This is a genomic window from Alexandriicola marinus (genome assembly GCF_004000435.1).
In the GTDB taxonomy this organism is placed as follows: Bacteria; Pseudomonadota; Alphaproteobacteria; order Rhodobacterales; family Rhodobacteraceae; genus Alexandriicola; species Alexandriicola marinus.
Map to the genome: position 1 here is coordinate 107641 of NZ_RBVZ01000003.1, position 14563 is coordinate 122203.

At 63.0% G+C, this 14563-nt stretch carries 15 protein-coding genes; 13 read left to right on the forward strand and 2 right to left on the reverse strand.

From position 1 onward, the window contains the following. Position 1 precedes the first annotated feature (1 nt). Positions 2-448 (forward strand): hypothetical protein, encoded by a 447-nt coding sequence (locus EP376_RS13125; RefSeq protein ID WP_127656056.1) that lies wholly within the window; start codon positions 2-4, stop codon positions 446-448. On the opposite strand, the gene EP376_RS13130 is transcribed toward EP376_RS13125, so the two are convergent. Further along, a complete protein-coding gene (locus EP376_RS13130) occupies positions 436-1344 on the reverse strand; it encodes a LysR family transcriptional regulator (RefSeq protein ID WP_127656057.1) in 909 nt (302 codons plus the stop codon). The two genes, EP376_RS13125 and EP376_RS13130, sit on opposite strands and share 13 nt — an antisense overlap. A 126-nt stretch (positions 1345-1470) precedes the next feature. Between EP376_RS13130 and ygiD the strand changes: the two genes are divergently transcribed. From ygiD to EP376_RS13170, 8 genes are all read left to right on the forward strand, one after another. Beyond that, positions 1471-2295, forward strand: coding sequence for a 4,5-DOPA-extradiol-dioxygenase (gene ygiD, locus EP376_RS13135; protein ID WP_127656058.1), 825 nt, complete (start codon positions 1471-1473; stop codon positions 2293-2295). 305 nt (positions 2296-2600) lie between these two features. Further along, positions 2601-3887, forward strand: a complete 1287-nt coding sequence (urtA, locus tag EP376_RS13140; RefSeq protein ID WP_127656059.1) for an urea ABC transporter substrate-binding protein — start codon at positions 2601-2603, stop codon at positions 3885-3887. A gap of 64 nt (positions 3888-3951) precedes the next feature. After that, positions 3952-5904, forward strand: coding sequence for an urea ABC transporter permease subunit UrtB (urtB, locus tag EP376_RS13145; RefSeq protein WP_127656060.1), 1953 nt, complete (start codon positions 3952-3954; stop codon positions 5902-5904). 4 nt (positions 5905-5908) lie between these two features. Then, a complete protein-coding gene (gene urtC, locus EP376_RS13150) occupies positions 5909-7165 on the forward strand; it encodes an urea ABC transporter permease subunit UrtC (RefSeq protein ID WP_127656061.1) in 1257 nt (418 codons plus the stop codon). Further along, complete coding sequence (gene urtD / locus EP376_RS13155; protein WP_127656062.1) at positions 7162-7902, forward strand: urea ABC transporter ATP-binding protein UrtD; 741 nt, start codon at positions 7162-7164, stop codon at positions 7900-7902. Before urtC ends, urtD begins: the two co-directional genes overlap by 4 nt. A 2-nt stretch (positions 7903-7904) precedes the next feature. Beyond that, positions 7905-8600, forward strand: a complete 696-nt coding sequence (gene urtE, locus EP376_RS13160) for an urea ABC transporter ATP-binding subunit UrtE (RefSeq protein WP_127656063.1) — start codon at positions 7905-7907, stop codon at positions 8598-8600. Between the two features lie 45 nt (positions 8601-8645). Then, positions 8646-9119 (forward strand): thioesterase family protein, encoded by a 474-nt coding sequence (locus tag EP376_RS13165; protein ID WP_127656064.1) that lies wholly within the window; start codon positions 8646-8648, stop codon positions 9117-9119. A 127-nt stretch (positions 9120-9246) separates the two neighbouring features. Further along, positions 9247-9558: a MocE family 2Fe-2S type ferredoxin gene (locus tag EP376_RS13170; RefSeq protein ID WP_127656065.1), complete on the forward strand. Its 312-nt coding sequence runs from the start codon at positions 9247-9249 to the stop codon at positions 9556-9558. A gap of 3 nt (positions 9559-9561) precedes the next feature. Here EP376_RS13170 and EP376_RS13175 read toward each other — a convergent pair whose 3' ends face one another. Then, positions 9562-10026, reverse strand: a complete 465-nt coding sequence (locus EP376_RS13175; RefSeq protein WP_127656066.1) for a HugZ family pyridoxamine 5'-phosphate oxidase — start codon at positions 10024-10026, stop codon at positions 9562-9564. A gap of 173 nt (positions 10027-10199) precedes the next feature. Between EP376_RS13175 and EP376_RS13180 the strand changes: the two genes are divergently transcribed. The 4 genes from EP376_RS13180 to EP376_RS13195 all read left to right on the forward strand — a co-directional run bounded on the left by EP376_RS13180 (position 10200) and on the right by EP376_RS13195 (position 14561). Continuing rightward, the gene (locus EP376_RS13180; protein ID WP_127656067.1) at positions 10200-11252 is read left to right on the forward strand and encodes a LacI family DNA-binding transcriptional regulator; all 1053 of its coding nucleotides are present in this window, start codon (positions 10200-10202) and stop codon (positions 11250-11252) included. Between the two features lie 31 nt (positions 11253-11283). Next, positions 11284-12540, forward strand: a complete 1257-nt coding sequence (locus EP376_RS13185) for an extracellular solute-binding protein (RefSeq protein WP_238928839.1) — start codon at positions 11284-11286, stop codon at positions 12538-12540. 73 nt (positions 12541-12613) lie between these two features. Beyond that, on the forward strand, positions 12614-13681 hold the full coding sequence (locus EP376_RS13190; RefSeq protein WP_127656068.1) for a carbohydrate ABC transporter permease: 1068 nt from the start codon (positions 12614-12616) through the stop codon (positions 13679-13681). A 1-nt stretch (position 13682) separates the two neighbouring features. Then, positions 13683-14561 (forward strand): carbohydrate ABC transporter permease, encoded by an 879-nt coding sequence (locus EP376_RS13195; protein ID WP_127656069.1) that lies wholly within the window; start codon positions 13683-13685, stop codon positions 14559-14561. Positions 14562-14563: the final 2 nt, after the last annotated feature.

Sequence of the window (14563 nt, forward strand, 5' to 3'; positions counted from 1 at the left end):
CATGGACCCGCATCCCGATTTCGCAGGGGTCGATCTGCCGCGTGCGGTCGACCTTCCGCCGTTCTGCCTGACGCCGCTGTCGATGGCGCAGGTCGACGAGGATTTCGAGGCCGTGACAGGCGCCGCCGGGGTGCTGACCGGCTTCTGGGGGTCGTGGCCCGAAGGCCTGACGCGGGAAGAGGACCTGATCGACCTGGCGTGGCATGATCGCGAATTCACGCTGCGCCGGTCGTTCTCGTGGATCGTGCGCGACGAGGGTGGGCGCTATATCGGCTGCGCCTACCTGTTCCCCGATCCCGGCGCACGGGGATCGGCCAACGTCGTCACCTGGATGTGCGATCTGCCTGATCGCAAGGCGCGTCTTGCCTCGCTGAACGCGGCGCTGGCCACGTGGTTCGAGGGTGTTCTGCCCGGGGGGATCGCCCTGCGCTGGACCTATCCCGATTGAACCAGCGATCCGGATGCCCGCATCTCCTGTGCCGCGAAATCGACGAGCGCCCTCAACTTGCGGGGCAGGACCTGCCCATCGAGCCAGACAACGCTCAGTTCTATGCGAAGCGTTTCGTAATCGGTCAGAAGCGGGCGCAGATGTCCCCCGGCGATGTCGCCATCGACGGCGAAATCCGGCGCATAGGCGATCCCGGCCCCGGCCCGGGCGAGCTCTGCCGCACCACGGGCGGAATTCACCGCAAAGCCGCCTTTGACGGCAATCGCGACCTCGGCCCCGTCTTTGCGGAACATCCAGCGCCGCGGCAACGTCTGGTTGGTGTCGATGATACATTCATGTTCCGCCAGTTCTGCGGGTTCCCGCGGTATGCCCGCCGCGTCGAGGTAGCTTTGGCTGGCCACGAGCCGGGTCTGGATCATCCCCAGCTTCCGCATCTTGAGTGAAAAGGCGCGCGGCGATCCCGCGCGAAAGGCCAGATCGATGCCTTCGGCGGCCAGGTCGACATGGGCGTCACTCAGCCGCAGGTCGATCTCCAGCCCCGGATTGGCCCGGCGGAACCGGTTGAGAAGACCCACGAGCCTTGCTTCGCCAAAGATGACGGGCGCCGCGATACGGATCGTCCCGGACAATGCCCCCGCATCGTCGCGGATCGCGCCGATCAACTCGTCGAAACCCTCGAGCAGCGCCGGGGCCCGGGCCATGAGTTCGGCGCCCGATGGCGTCAGCCCGACCTTTCGGGTCGTTCTTTGCAAGAGCCTGACGCCGAGATCCCGTTCGAGTTCGGCCACGTATTTCGAGGTCAGCCTGTTGGAGAGGCCCAGAAGCCGCGCACCGGCGGTGAAGGAGCCTGTCTGTGCCGTGGCGACAAAGGCGCGCAACTGGTCGAGTGTATCCATGACAGCCTATTGCGAATGATTTGTGGATAGTCATAGCACATAGAGACCATATCGTTGAAGGTCGTTCCCTTCTATTCTGGGTGTGCCGGGTCGCCCCGGGGCAGCATCAGAAAAGGAACCGACACCATGACAACGGCCACAACGCTGGATGCGCTCCGCGATCGTCTCCGCCCCTCGGCCAGGATGCCCGTCGTCTTTCTGGGTCACGGCAGCCCGATGAATGCGCTGCAGGACACGGCCTACAGCCGGGCATGGCGCGACCTCGGTGCGACGTTGCCGCGCCCGCAGGCGATCCTCGTGGTCTCGGCGCACTGGATGACAAAAGGCACGACCCTCGTCGATGTCTCGGCACTGCCGCGCACGATCCACGATTTCCGGAACTTTCCGCAGGCGCTCTATGAGATGACCTACCCGGCTCCCGGCGCTCCTGATCTGGCCCGCGATGTCGTGAGCCTTCTGGCCAGCCACAATTCCGCCGAGGATGACAGCTGGGGGCTCGATCACGGGTCCTGGGCCGTTCTGAAATTCCTCTATCCCGAGGCCGACGTCCCGGTGTTCCAGGTGTCGATCGACATGTCCGCCGACCTTGATCACCATATCGAGATCGGCCGGACGCTGGCCGATCTTCGCAAACGCGGCGTTCTGATCATGGGATCGGGCAACATCGTGCACAACCTGCGCCGGATGAGCCCGGGTGCCGCGCCGCAGGATTTCGCGGTCGCGTTCGACAGCTTTTTTGCCGACCGGCTCGAGGCGCGTGATCACGCGGCTCTCGCTGATCGTGTGGCGATGGGATCATTGCTGCCCGAGGCCCATCCGACGGTGGATCACTACCTGCCCGCGCTCACGATCGCGGGGGCTTCCGGGCCTGATGATGACCTGACCTTCATGACGGATGCGATCGATCTGGGTTCGGTGTCGATGCGGTCCTTCGTGTTTCACGGGGCCTGAAGTCCTGACGTCGAGTCAATGCTGCAACTGCAAAAGGCGAATCCCGCGACTTCTGCTCAATAATCTCGCATATGCAGCATGATTGATCGTTTTGGCATCGTCGATATTGCCGGCGCGCGATGAGCCCGCGCAAGTTCTGATCGGGTCACCAGACCTTGAAACGACGCGCAGGGGCTTGGTCCGCTAAAACTCATACCCCCGCGCGACGGCAACTGACACGTTGCGGTGAAAAGATATGCTGAATTTGCGTTTTGAAAAGGGCGCAGAGGCACGTCACCGCAGCCAGAAAACGGGGACGTTAGTCAATGAAGACTTTCACCAAATTCGCCAGCCTGACCACGGGTGCGCTTCTCGCGATGTCGACCGCTGCCGCGGCGCAGGATTGCCCGATCAAGGTCGGCGTTCTGCATTCGCTCTCGGGCACCATGGCGATTTCCGAGACAACTCTGAAAGACACGATGCTGATGCTCGTCGAGCAGCAGAACGCCGCGGGTGGCCTGCTGGGCTGCGAAGTCGAAGCGGTCGTCGTCGACCCGGCCTCCGACTGGCCGCTCTTTGCCGAAAAGACGCGCGAGTTGCTGACCGTTAACGAAGTTGATGTGATCTTCGGTGCCTGGACCTCCGTCAGCCGCAAGTCTGCGCTGCCGGTTCTCGAGGAACTGAACGGACTGATGTTCTATCCTGTGCAGTACGAGGGCGAGGAAAGCTCGCGCAACGTGTTCTACACCGGCGCCGCGCCGAACCAGCAGGCTATCCCGGCCGTCGACTATTTCCTCGAGGAACTGGGCGTCGAGAAATTCGCGCTTCTGGGCACCGATTATGTCTATCCGCGCACCACGAACAACATCCTCGAGCAGTACCTTCTGGACGCGGGCATTCCCGAAGAAGACATCTTCGTGAACTACACCCCGTTCAGCCATTCCGACTGGGCAACGATCGTTTCTGACGTCGTGGCGCTGGGCGAGGACGGCAAGCAGGTCGGCGTCATCTCGACGATCAATGGCGACGCCAACATCGGCTTCTACAAGGAACTCGCGGCGGCCGGCGTGTCGGCAGACGACCTTCCCGTCGTCGCCTTCTCTGTCGGTGAAGAGGAACTGTCGGGCCTCGATACGACGAACCTCGTCGGTCACCTCGCTGCGTGGAACTACTTTATGTCCGCGGACACCGAGGCCAATGCCGAATTCATCTCCGCCTGGCATGATTTCATTGGCAATACCGACCGCGTGACCAACGACCCGATGGAAGCCCATTACATCGGCTTCAACATGTGGGTGAACGCGGTCACCGAAGCGGGTACCACCGATGTGGATGCCGTGCGCGAGGCGATGTGGGGTCAGGAATTCCCGAATCTCACCGGCGGCATGGCCGTGATGGGCGCGAACCATCACCTCGCCAAGCCTGTTCTGATCGGCGAGATCACGGCGGATGGCCAGTTCGACATCATCAGCCAGACCAGCGAAGTGCCGGGCGATGCCTGGACGGACTTCCTGCCGGAATCGGCCGTTCTGACGTCCGATTGGCAGGAGCTTGGCTGCGGGATGTACAACACCGAGACATCCACCTGCGTTCAGCTGACCTCGAACTACTGATGGCAGACGGGGCGCGCGGGTGTGATGCCCGCGCCCCCCATTCTCCGCTGGAAAGAAGTCCCAGATGATCCGCGCCTTCCTGCTCGCGCTATTCCTGCTCGTGTCCGCCCCGATAGGGGCGCAGGCCCAGCAATCCGACCTTCAGTCGATCCTGCAAGACTACCAGGAGATCGTGGCCAGCCCGTCACGCCGGACCGTGGGCCCCATGCTCGAGGCGCTGGCCGCCTCTGGGCTCCCCGGAACGCTCGGGTTCCTCGAGGCCTTCCAGAACCGCGATGTCTGGGTCCGGGGCGCCGACGGGCTGTTCTTCTACGTGATCGAGCGTGATGACGACCAGTTCACCCTGCTGGATATCGCCACGGGCGAAGAGGTCGGCACCGCAGACAAATCCGAGATCGAGCAAATCCGCCCCAACGGCGGTGTGCGCCGGGAAATCGGATCGGCGCTTGTTCAGTTTCAACTATCCGATCCCGATATCGAACGACGGCAGGCCGCCGTCGATGCGATCGCGCGGGATCTGTCGGCCGATCAGATCGGGCCCCTGTCGGGCGCGATCGACAACGAGGCCGATCCCGATCTCAAGGCCCGCAAGGAAATGCTGCTGGGCATGCTGATCGCCGGTTTCGGCGATGTCCCCGAAGAGAGGATCACCGCGATCGAAACGCTGGCCGACCGGTCCTCGGTCGAGGCGCGCGCGGTGCTGAACCAGATCCTGCGCAGCTCCTCCGAGGTGGCGGCCGACTTGCCCGAGGGCGAGAATATCGCCGGCGAACGGATCGTGGGCGTCGATCTGTCCCGCGAAGAGGCCTATCTGGAACTGGTCGACGCGGGCCTTGCGCCGCAACGTATCTCGGCCGACGCGCTGCGCGCGGCCCTCGTCGAGAACCTGGCCGATGGCGCGGTCGGCGGCGTTCCGGTCGACGAACTGGGCGATCCCGCCCGCCGGGTCGACGCCTATCAGGCGCTGGCCGAGGCCGGGCAGGTGGCCCCCTTCGTCACCGAGGACGAAATCACCGCGGCCCTCGCCGCCCACACGTTCTACGACGTCTATGCAGAGGCGGATGCCAGCGTGACCCGCGCCGCCGAAGAGGCGCTGGCTGCCATCGAGACGCGGGTCGCGATGGGGCAGGCGGTCGATCTTGGCCTTGACGCGCTGTCGCTGGCCTCGATCTACTTCCTCGCCGCGATCGGACTGGCCGTCACCTTCGGCGTGATGGGCGTGATCAACATGGCACATGGCGAATTCATCATGATGGGCGCCTACACCGGCTATGTCGTGCAACTGGTCATCCCCGATTACACCCTGTCTCTGGTCGTGGCGCTCCCGCTGGCCTTTGCGGTGACCTTTGCCGCCGGTGTCGCGATGGAGCGGCTGGTGATCCGATGGCTCTATCATCGCCCGCTCGAGACGCTGCTGGCGACCTTCGGGATCTCCATCGCGCTGCAACAACTGGCCAAGAACATCTTCGGCACGCAGGCCCGGCCGCTGACCTCGCCCGGTTGGCTGGATGGGGCGAGGGTCGTCAACGACGTCGTCCAGATCAGCTATATCCGGATCGCGATCTTCGTTCTGGCGCTGATGTTCCTTGTCCTGATCCTGTTCATCCTCAACCGAACCCGTCTTGGCCTCGAGGTTCGGGCGGTGACGCAGAATCCCGGCATGGCGGCCTCGATGGGGATCAATCCCGACCGGATCAACATGCTGACCTTCGGGCTTGGCTCCGGGGTCGCGGGGATCGCGGGCGTGGCGATCGGCCTTTATGCCAAGGTCACCTCGGAAATGGGCTCCGACTACATCGTGCAAAGCTTCATGACAGTGGTTGTGGGCGGTGTCGGCAATGTCTGGGGCACGCTGGCCGGGGCCGCCCTCATCGGCTCGTTCCAGAAGGGTATCGAATGGCTCAATCCGTCGAACACGCTGGCGGCACAGACCTACATGATCATCATCATCATCATCTTCATCCAGTTCCGGCCGCGCGGGATCATCGCGCTCAAGGGGCGGGCTGCGGGGGGCTAGGATCATGAGCCTTGTTCAAGACAGCGGACCGCGCCGGCCCTTCATCCTGAGACACCCCTCCGTGCTTTTGTTTCTGGGCGCACTGGCGGCGTTCACCATCGTGGTGACCATCCTGTCAGAAGCCGCGGGTCTGGGCCTTGTCTCGACCTCCTTCGTCAAGACATTGGGCAAGACCCTGTGCCTGTGCCTCGTGGCAGTGGCCATGGATGTCCTCTGGGGCTATTGCGGGATCCTGTCGCTGGGACACATGGCGTTCTTCGGGATCGGCGGATACGCGATCGGTATGTGGCTGATGTATGCCCGGACCGAAGCGATCGTCGCCGACAACCTGGCCGCGGCACCGATCCCGCCCACGCCGCAAGAGATATCCGATGCCATCGGGTCGCAGATCTTCGGTGTGGTGGGGTCATCGGAATTCCCGCTGATCTGGTCGTTCGCGGATTCGCTGTTCCTGCAATTGCTGGCCGTAATCGTTGTCCCGGGCCTTCTGGCGCTTGTCTTTGGCTGGTTGGCATTCCGGGGGCGGGTCACGGGGGTGTATCTGTCGATCCTCACGCAGGCGATGACGCTGGCCCTCGCGCTGTACCTGTTCCAGAACGACAGCGGCCTGCGCGGCAACAACGGCCTGTCGGGCCTTCAGAACATCCCCGGATGGGAGGATTGGCCGCAAAGCGTGGTCTCGCTCGTGTTCTTCTGGGCCTCGGCTCTGGCGCTGGCGCTTGGCTACGTGCTCTGTGCCTGGATCGTGTCGGGCAAGCTGGGCTCGGTGATCCGGGGCATCCGCGACGACGAGGCCCGGGTGCGGTTCCTCGGCTACCACGTGGAAAGCTACAAGCTGTTCATCTTCGTGCTGACTGCGGTGATCGCGGGCATTGCGGGGGCGCTCTATTACCCGCAGGCGGGCATCATCAACCCTGCCGAGATTGCGCCCATCGCCTCGATCTATCTCGCGGTCTGGGTCGCGATCGGTGGGCGCGGGCGGCTATATGGTGCGGTGATCGGTGCGGCCTTCGTCTCGCTTCTGTCGAGCTGGTTTACCGGGGGAGGTGCGCCGCCGATCAACCTTGGCTTCTACACGATCCAGTGGACCGATTGGTGGCTTGTCCTGCTGGGCCTCAGCTTCGTTCTGGTCACACTCTTTGCGCCCAAGGGACTGGGCGGTCTGGTCGACCTCTGGACAGAGCGTCGCCGGACAGCGGACCGGGTCGGCGATTACGGCCCCGACAAGGGCGCGTGGCGCCGCGAGGAGGGCGAGGAATGAGCACGCTTCTCGAACTTAGCGGGGTGTCGGTCTCCTTCGACGGGTTCAGGGCGATCAACAACCTGTCCTTCCAGATCGGTGAACCCGAGATGCGCGCGATCATCGGCCCGAACGGGGCCGGCAAGACGACCTTCATGGATATCATCACCGGCAAGACCCGCCCAGACGCGGGCAGCGTTCTGTGGGGGGAAAAGAGCGTCTCACTCCTGCGCAAGAGCGAAAGCGCGATTGCCCGCGAGGGCATCGGCCGAAAGTTCCAGAAACCGACCGTGTTCGAGGCGCAGACCGTGCGCGAGAACCTCGCCATGGCCCTGAAGAACCCGCGCGGGCCGTTCGACGTTCTGATGCACCGCAAGACGCCCGAGGGCGCAGCCCGCATCGAGGCGCTGGCCGAAGAGATCGGATTGACCGGACAGCTGGGCCGCATCGCCGGCGAACTGAGCCACGGACAGAAGCAATGGCTCGAGATCGGGATGCTGCTGGCGCAGGCTCCCCGGCTCCTGCTGGTCGACGAACCCGCGGCGGGAATGACCCCGGCGGAGCGTGAACACACGACCGACCTTCTGAAAAGGGCGGCTGAGACGCGCGCCGTGGTGGTGGTCGAGCATGACATGGAATTCGTCCGGCGGCTGGAATGCAAGGTCACGGTCCTGCACGAAGGTTCGGTCCTGGCCGAGGGAAGCCTCGATCACGTGACGAAGAACAAGGACGTCATCGATGTCTATCTGGGGCGATAACGATGCTTGAAGTCAGCGGTCTGACATTGCGCTATGGACAAAGCCAGATCCTGCACGGGATCGATCTGGTCGCCGAACGGGGGCGGGTCAGCGCCATCATGGGCACCAACGGTGTGGGCAAGACCTCACTGCTCAAGGCCGTGTCGGGGCGGCACCCGTTCCACAAGGGAACGATCCGACTTGATGGCCGCGACCTTGGCCATCCCTCTGCCTTTGCCGCGGCGCAGGCGGGCATCGCCTATGTGCCGCAGGGACGCGAGATCTTTCCGCTTCTGACGGTGCGTGAGAACCTCGAGATCGGGTTTTCCTGCCTCCCGCGCGAGGCGCGCGAGGTGCCGGACCGCGTGTTCGAACTGTTCCCGATACTCAAGGAATTCCTTGGCCGCCGGGGCGGCGATCTGTCGGGCGGTCAGCAGCAGCAGCTGGCCATCGCGCGGGCGCTGGTGACGCGGCCCAAGGTTCTGCTTCTGGACGAGCCGACCGAAGGCATCCAGCCCAATATCATTCAGCAGATCGGCGAGGTGATCCGCCGCCTGCGTGAAGAAGGCGAGATGGCGATCGTTCTGGTCGAGCAATATTTCGATTTCGCCGTGGGCCTTGCCGACCGGATCACCGTGCTCAACCGGGGCGAGGTCAATTTCCAGACCGATGCCGCCGAGCGCGACAGGCAGAAAGTTCTGGAAAGCGTATCGATCTGACGGTGTCGGCTTGCCCGTCCCGGTCGGCCCGCTAATCTTGCCACGATGAGCGAAGTTTTCACATATCGAACGAACGTGCGCCCCGAGTGGATCGATTACAACGGTCACATGCAGGATTGCTACTATGGCCTGATCTTTTCGCTGGCCGCCGACGAGGTGCAGGAGGCGCTGGGCGTCGGTGCGCGTTATCGCAAGGCAACCGGCTGCACCATCTATCTGGTCGAGGATCACAAGGTGTTCCTGCGCGAGGTCAAGGAAGGGGCCGAGGTCATCGTCGAGGCGCGGGTGATCGGCGCGGATGCCAAACGGTTCCATCTGCACAAGCAGATGTTCGAAGGTGGGGAACTGGTCTGCGTCGGCGAATACATGGAATTGCATGTCAATCAGCATCCCAAGCCGCATGCCACGGCCATGCCCGACGAGGTTTGCGAACGCCTGAACCGCGCCTGTCTGAGTGCCGAGGCCGCAGCTGCCCTGCCGCATCGCGCCCGCGCCATGGGATTGCCGGCGGCCGGATGATGGCTTTCTTTCAACCGGCCTGGCTGCGCATGACGAAAAATGAGGGGAATGGCGTTGCGAATGCTTTCCAATCCGGTGCATTCCCGCCTAGCTCTTCGCGAGTATGAACAAAGGGAAGGAAGCCAAGATGGCCCAATGGATCGATGCCTGCGCCGCCGATGATATCGAAGAAGAAGACCTGATCCGGTTCGATCATGACGGACGGACGTTCTGCATCTATCGCTCTCCGGACGACGAGTTTTTCTGCACCGATGGGCTTTGCACCCATGAACACGTCCATCTCGAGGACGGGCTTGTCATGGATTACGAGATCGAGTGCCCCAAGCACAACGCGACCTTCGATTACCGCACCGGCGAGGCAAAGCGCGCACCGGCCTGCGTCAACCTCAACACCTATCCCGCCAAGGTCGAGGGCGGGCGCGTGATGATCGAGATCTAGGGTCTAGCCGGCAAGGTCCTCGCGGGTCATCTCGTAGGCCTTGCCGAACCCTCCGTTCAGAAACACCCGCGACGCGACAAGCCGCATCATCCGGAAATCCGCGAAATCATAGTAAAGCGCGGTCTTCGGGTGATCACGGAGCCACGCGTCCTTGAGGGTTGCCTTGTCGGCGGGTGTGACCCGGCCCTGCAAGGTCAGCCGCGGGTGGGTCAGGGGATCGCCCTTCGGTCCCGGCTCCCCCAGAAGGAGCGAGGCGCCGGGATCGGCGTCAAGCGCGCGGGTATGGCCCGACAGCGACGAAATCAGCAACAACGCATCCGGCCCGTCGTGGCCCACCGCGACGCGGCTGACAAATGGCAGGCCCGTCTCGGGATCGGTGACGCCAAGCGCTGCGTGGCGCGCATCGCGCAGGAGGCCGCGTGCCAAAGCGCGCGCCTCGTCATCGGTGGGGCGGATCGGATCGGTCATCTCCCAATGGTGGGCCGACCGGACCCGGACGGCAAGTCGGGTCGAAGAGAATCCTTGACGCGGGAAATTCCACGCTGCTATGACACCGATGTCATGACACCGATGTCATAATCCAGATAGGTGAACCGGAGACACGCGCGGGAGGCGCGATTCGGGCTGGCGGGGGAGGGAAGATGTCGACCATCTATGACGTTGCGCGAGAGGCGGGAGTCTCGCCCAAGACAGTGTCGCGTGTGATCAACGGCGACGCGCCGGTTGGACGTGAAACGCGCGCGAGGGTCGAACAGGCAATCCAGAAGCTCGATTATGTGCCCTCGAACGCCGCGCGCATGATGCGGTCGTCGAAATCGGGCCTGATCGGGATGATCACCGGCGCCATTTCCAACACCCCCGAACCGGGCGAGCCGACGGGCCTGCCGGATATCTACATCGTTCAGGGCATCCAGCGGGCCATCGCCGAACGCAACATGACGTTGATGATCGCCGACACCGGAGGGCGCTCTGACAAGGTGGAGGACCTTGTCCGCACCTTCATGCAGCACAAGGTCGAGGGCCTGATCTACGTGGCCGATTACCACCGCCGCGTCGATTTCGACGCCTCTGGTGCGGATTGCCCCGTGGTTCTGGCCAATTGCTATGACACTAAGGGCACCTCCTGTGTTCTGCCCGATGACCGGGCCTGCCAACGCGCGCTGGTCGAACGGCTGATCGCCCATGGCCATCGCCGCATCGCGTTCCTGACGCTTCATGACAGCATGGATGCGTCCGGCCTGCGTGTTTCGGGCTATCGTGACGCGCTCGACCGTGCGGGCATCGCGTTCGACCCTGATCTGGTGCGGCCGGGTTTCCTCGAGGTGCATCAGCCGCACAATTCCTCGATCCTCGGCCCGGCTCTCGAGGCGCTCCTGTCGCTGGATGATCCGCCCACCGTGATCTGCTGCGGCAACGACGAGATGGCCCTGCGTCTTTACGGGCTTTTGCGCACGCGGGGCATCCGCCTGCCCGAGGAAATCTCGGTCGCGGGTTTCGACAATTATCGCGCCATCGCCGAGACGTTGCTGCCGCCCCTGACAACGGTCGAGCTGCCCTATCGCGAAATGGGCAAGCGCGCCGCCGAGGCCCTTCTGGCCCTGATCGACGGCACCCAAGAGAAACCACGGGAACCGGTCCTCGTGCCGGGCCCCGTTGTCTGGCGATCCTCCGTGATCGCTCAAACTGCATCCTGACTTTGCAAATCCATGGGAGGATAAAATGAGGATGATGAAACTGACCGCCGGCGCCCTTGTCGCCTATGCCGCGCTGGGCGGCACCGCCGCAATGGCGCAGACGGAACTGACCATGTGGTACCACGGTGCCGGAAACGAGGTGGAACTCACGCTCATCAATCAGTTGATCGACGACTTCAACGCCAGCCAGTCCGACTGGTCCGTCTCGATCGAAAGCTTCCCGCAGGAAAGCTACAATGATTCCGTCGTCGCAGCTGCACTTGCCGGCAACCTGCCCGACATCATCGACGTCGATGGCCCCGTCATGCCGAACTGGGCATGGTCCGGCTACATGCAGCCGCTGACCATCGACGAGAGCCTGATCGAAGACTTCCTGCCCGGCACCAAAGGCATCTGGGATGGCCAGCTCTATTCCATCGGTTTGTGGGATGCGGCCGTCGCACTCGTGACCCGTCAGTCGACGCTTGATGCGCTGGGCCTCCGGACGCCGACCCTCGAAGAGCCCTGGAATCTCGAGGAATTCATGGCAGCTCTCGAGGCGGCCAAGGCCTCGGGCGACTACGAATACGCCTTCGATCCGGGCATGGCCTGGACCGGTGAATGGTATCCCTATGCCTTCTCGCCGTTCCTGCAATCCTTTGGCGGCGACCTCGTCGACCGGTCGACCTACCAGAGCGCCGATGGCGTCCTGAACGGCGAGGCGGCCATTGCCTTTGGCGAATGGTGGCAATCGCTCTTTGCAGAAGGCTATGCGCCCGGCACCAGCCAGGATCCCGCGGATCGCGACACCGGCCTGATCGACGGCAAATATGCCTTCAGCTGGAACGGCAACTGGGCGGCACTGGGCGCGCTGGCCGCGCATGAAGACACGCTCTTCCTGCCGGCCCCGGATTTCGGCAACGGGTCGGTGATCGGCGCGGCGTCCTGGCAGTTCGGCATCTCGTCCACGTCCGAGCATCCCGAGGGTGCTGCGGCCTTCATCGAGTTCGCCTTGCAGGACGAGTATCTGGCGGCCTTCTCGAACGGGATCGGTCTCATTCCGGCGACGCCAAGTGCCGCCGCGATGACCGAGAACTACGCCGAAGGTGGCGCCATGTCCGTCTTCTTCGACTTGTCGGCTGAACAGGCGCTCGTTCGTCCGGTCACGCCCGGTTACGTGGTTGCGGCTAAGGTCTTTGAAAAGGCACTGGCCGACATCGCCAACGGCGCCGATGTGATCGACACGCTCGATGCGGCCGTCGACGAGATCGATGCCGATATCGAATCCAACAGCGGCTACGGCCACTAAGGGTTCCTCCCCGTGGTGGCCCGTGTTCTGACGCGGGCCACCGCACCCACCTTTTGCGCCGGAGGCCGCGGATATGGCGTCATCGCTCAAGAATCCCGATCGGACCGGATGGGCCTTTGCCTTGCCGGGCACGGTCCTGATCCTGACGTTCATCGTGATCCCGTTCTTCTTCGCGTTCGCGTTGTCGATGACGAACCAGCGGCTAATCTCGCCCAACCCCACGGAATACGTGGGGCTCAAGAACTACCGCGATCTTCTGGGTCTTGCGGTCGTGACGCTGGAACCCGAACGCGACGACAGCGGCGCGGTCGTCATCGATGACGACGGCGAAATCGTCTATCCCCGGCTCAGGACGATCACGCGCAGCGACGATTATCCTCAATACCGCGGGATGCGCGAATGGTTCCGATGGCAATCTGGCGAAGACGCCCGGATCGTGATCGCGAGCGATGTCGTCTTCATGAAGGCGCTGGTCAACACATTGCTGTTCGTACTCGTGGTGGCCCCGGTTCAGGGCGGTCTCGCACTTGTTCTGGCGTTGCTGATCAACCAGCGATTACGCGGCATCAACATCTTCCGAACGATCTATTTCATGCCGGTCGTTGTTTCGATCGTCGTCGTCTCGCTCTTGTGGCGCTTCATCTATGACGGCAGCGACGGACTTTTGAACAACGTCCTGTCTTGGATCACCTTCGGTGCGTTCCAGCCCGTCGACTGGCTGGGCAATACCGAAACCGCGCTGGGAGCGATCATGGCCATGTCGATCTGGCAGGCTGTGGGCTTTCACATGGTGATCTGGCTGTCGGGGCTGCAGACCATCTCGCCCACCCTCTACGAGGCCGCGGCGATCGAAGGCGCGTCGAAATGGCAGACGTTCCGATACGTCACATGGCCGGGGTTGCGGCACACCGCCGTTCTGGTGCTGATCGTCATCACCATGCAGGCCTTCGCGCTGTTCGCGCAGATCGACGTCATGACCAGCGGCGGCCCGCTCGACTCCACCCAGACGGTTGTGTTCCAGGCGGTCGAACGTGGCTATGGCAAGCAGGACATTTCGGGCGGCTCGACGATCTCGGTCATCCTGTTCGTCATCGTCCTGACCATCTCGCTGATCCAGCGCTACCTGACGAGGGAGAAGTAACATGGCCGCCGTCAATCCCGACAACCAGGGCCTCAGGCTCGCCGTGCGCTATGCGGTGCTGATCCTGATCGCCCTGATCTTCATCGGCCCGATCCTGTTTATGGTGATGTCGAGCTTCAAGCCTGACCTGCAATTGCTGCAGGACACCTCGTCGTTGCGGGCCTTTCTGCCAGTGGGTGACCTGAGCCTCGAGAATTACCGCGAGGCATTCCAGCGTGCGCCTGTCCGGCTGTTCGTCATCAACTCGGTCATCGTCACCGGGGCGACGGTGGTGCTGTCGCTGATCGTGTGTTCGCTTGCCGCGTTCTCGTTCGTCTATCTCGATTGGAAGGGGCGCGACGTGATCCTTTCGGTGATCCTCGCCACGCTGATCATCCCGTTCGAGACGATTGCCATCCCTCTTCTGCTGCTCGTGTCCAAACTGCCGTGGATCGGGCTCGAAGGGTTCGAGATCGGCTGGCTCAACTCCTACCGGGTGCAGATCATCCCGTGGATCGCCGACGGTCTGACGATCTTTCTCTTCGTGCAGTATTTCAAATCCCTGCCCGGAGAGCTGATCGAGGCGAGCCGCGTCGAGGGGGCCACGTGGTTCCAGATCTACATGCGGGTCGTCATGCCCCTGTCCGGGCCGGTTCTTGCCACGGCCGCGATCCTGAAGTTCCTCGTGATGTATAACCAGTATCTCTGGCCCCTCATCGTGGTTCAGCAGGAACAATACCGTCCCGTGATGGTCGGCCTGCAATACTTCTTCCAGCTCAACACGGCATGGGGCGAGATCATGGCCTACCTGACCCTGATCACCGTGCCTGTTCTGGGCTTCTACCTGGTCCTCCAGCGGGCCTTCATCGCATCGATCGCCTCAACCGGCGTCAAAGGATAACG

Bases quoted from the DNA above. Each gene is read 5' to 3' on its own strand.
- EP376_RS13125 (WP_127656056.1), top strand. From the start codon at position 2: ATGGACCCGCATCCCGATTTCGCAGGGGTCGATCTGCCGCGTGCGGTC.
- EP376_RS13130 (WP_127656057.1), bottom strand. From the start codon at position 1,344: ATGGATACACTCGACCAGTTGCGCGCCTTTGTCGCCACGGCACAGACA.
- ygiD (WP_127656058.1), top strand. From the start codon at position 1,471: ATGACAACGGCCACAACGCTGGATGCGCTCCGCGATCGTCTCCGCCCC.
- urtA (WP_127656059.1), top strand. From the start codon at position 2,601: ATGAAGACTTTCACCAAATTCGCCAGCCTGACCACGGGTGCGCTTCTC.
- urtB (WP_127656060.1), top strand. From the start codon at position 3,952: ATGATCCGCGCCTTCCTGCTCGCGCTATTCCTGCTCGTGTCCGCCCCG.
- urtC (WP_127656061.1), top strand. From the start codon at position 5,909: ATGAGCCTTGTTCAAGACAGCGGACCGCGCCGGCCCTTCATCCTGAGA.
- urtD (WP_127656062.1), top strand. From the start codon at position 7,162: ATGAGCACGCTTCTCGAACTTAGCGGGGTGTCGGTCTCCTTCGACGGG.
- urtE (WP_127656063.1), top strand. From the start codon at position 7,905: ATGCTTGAAGTCAGCGGTCTGACATTGCGCTATGGACAAAGCCAGATC.
- EP376_RS13165 (WP_127656064.1), top strand. From the start codon at position 8,646: ATGAGCGAAGTTTTCACATATCGAACGAACGTGCGCCCCGAGTGGATC.
- EP376_RS13170 (WP_127656065.1), top strand. From the start codon at position 9,247: ATGGCCCAATGGATCGATGCCTGCGCCGCCGATGATATCGAAGAAGAA.
- EP376_RS13175 (WP_127656066.1), bottom strand. From the start codon at position 10,026: ATGACCGATCCGATCCGCCCCACCGATGACGAGGCGCGCGCTTTGGCA.
- EP376_RS13180 (WP_127656067.1), top strand. From the start codon at position 10,200: ATGTCGACCATCTATGACGTTGCGCGAGAGGCGGGAGTCTCGCCCAAG.
- EP376_RS13185 (WP_238928839.1), top strand. From the start codon at position 11,284: ATGATGAAACTGACCGCCGGCGCCCTTGTCGCCTATGCCGCGCTGGGC.
- EP376_RS13190 (WP_127656068.1), top strand. From the start codon at position 12,614: ATGGCGTCATCGCTCAAGAATCCCGATCGGACCGGATGGGCCTTTGCC.
- EP376_RS13195 (WP_127656069.1), top strand. From the start codon at position 13,683: ATGGCCGCCGTCAATCCCGACAACCAGGGCCTCAGGCTCGCCGTGCGC.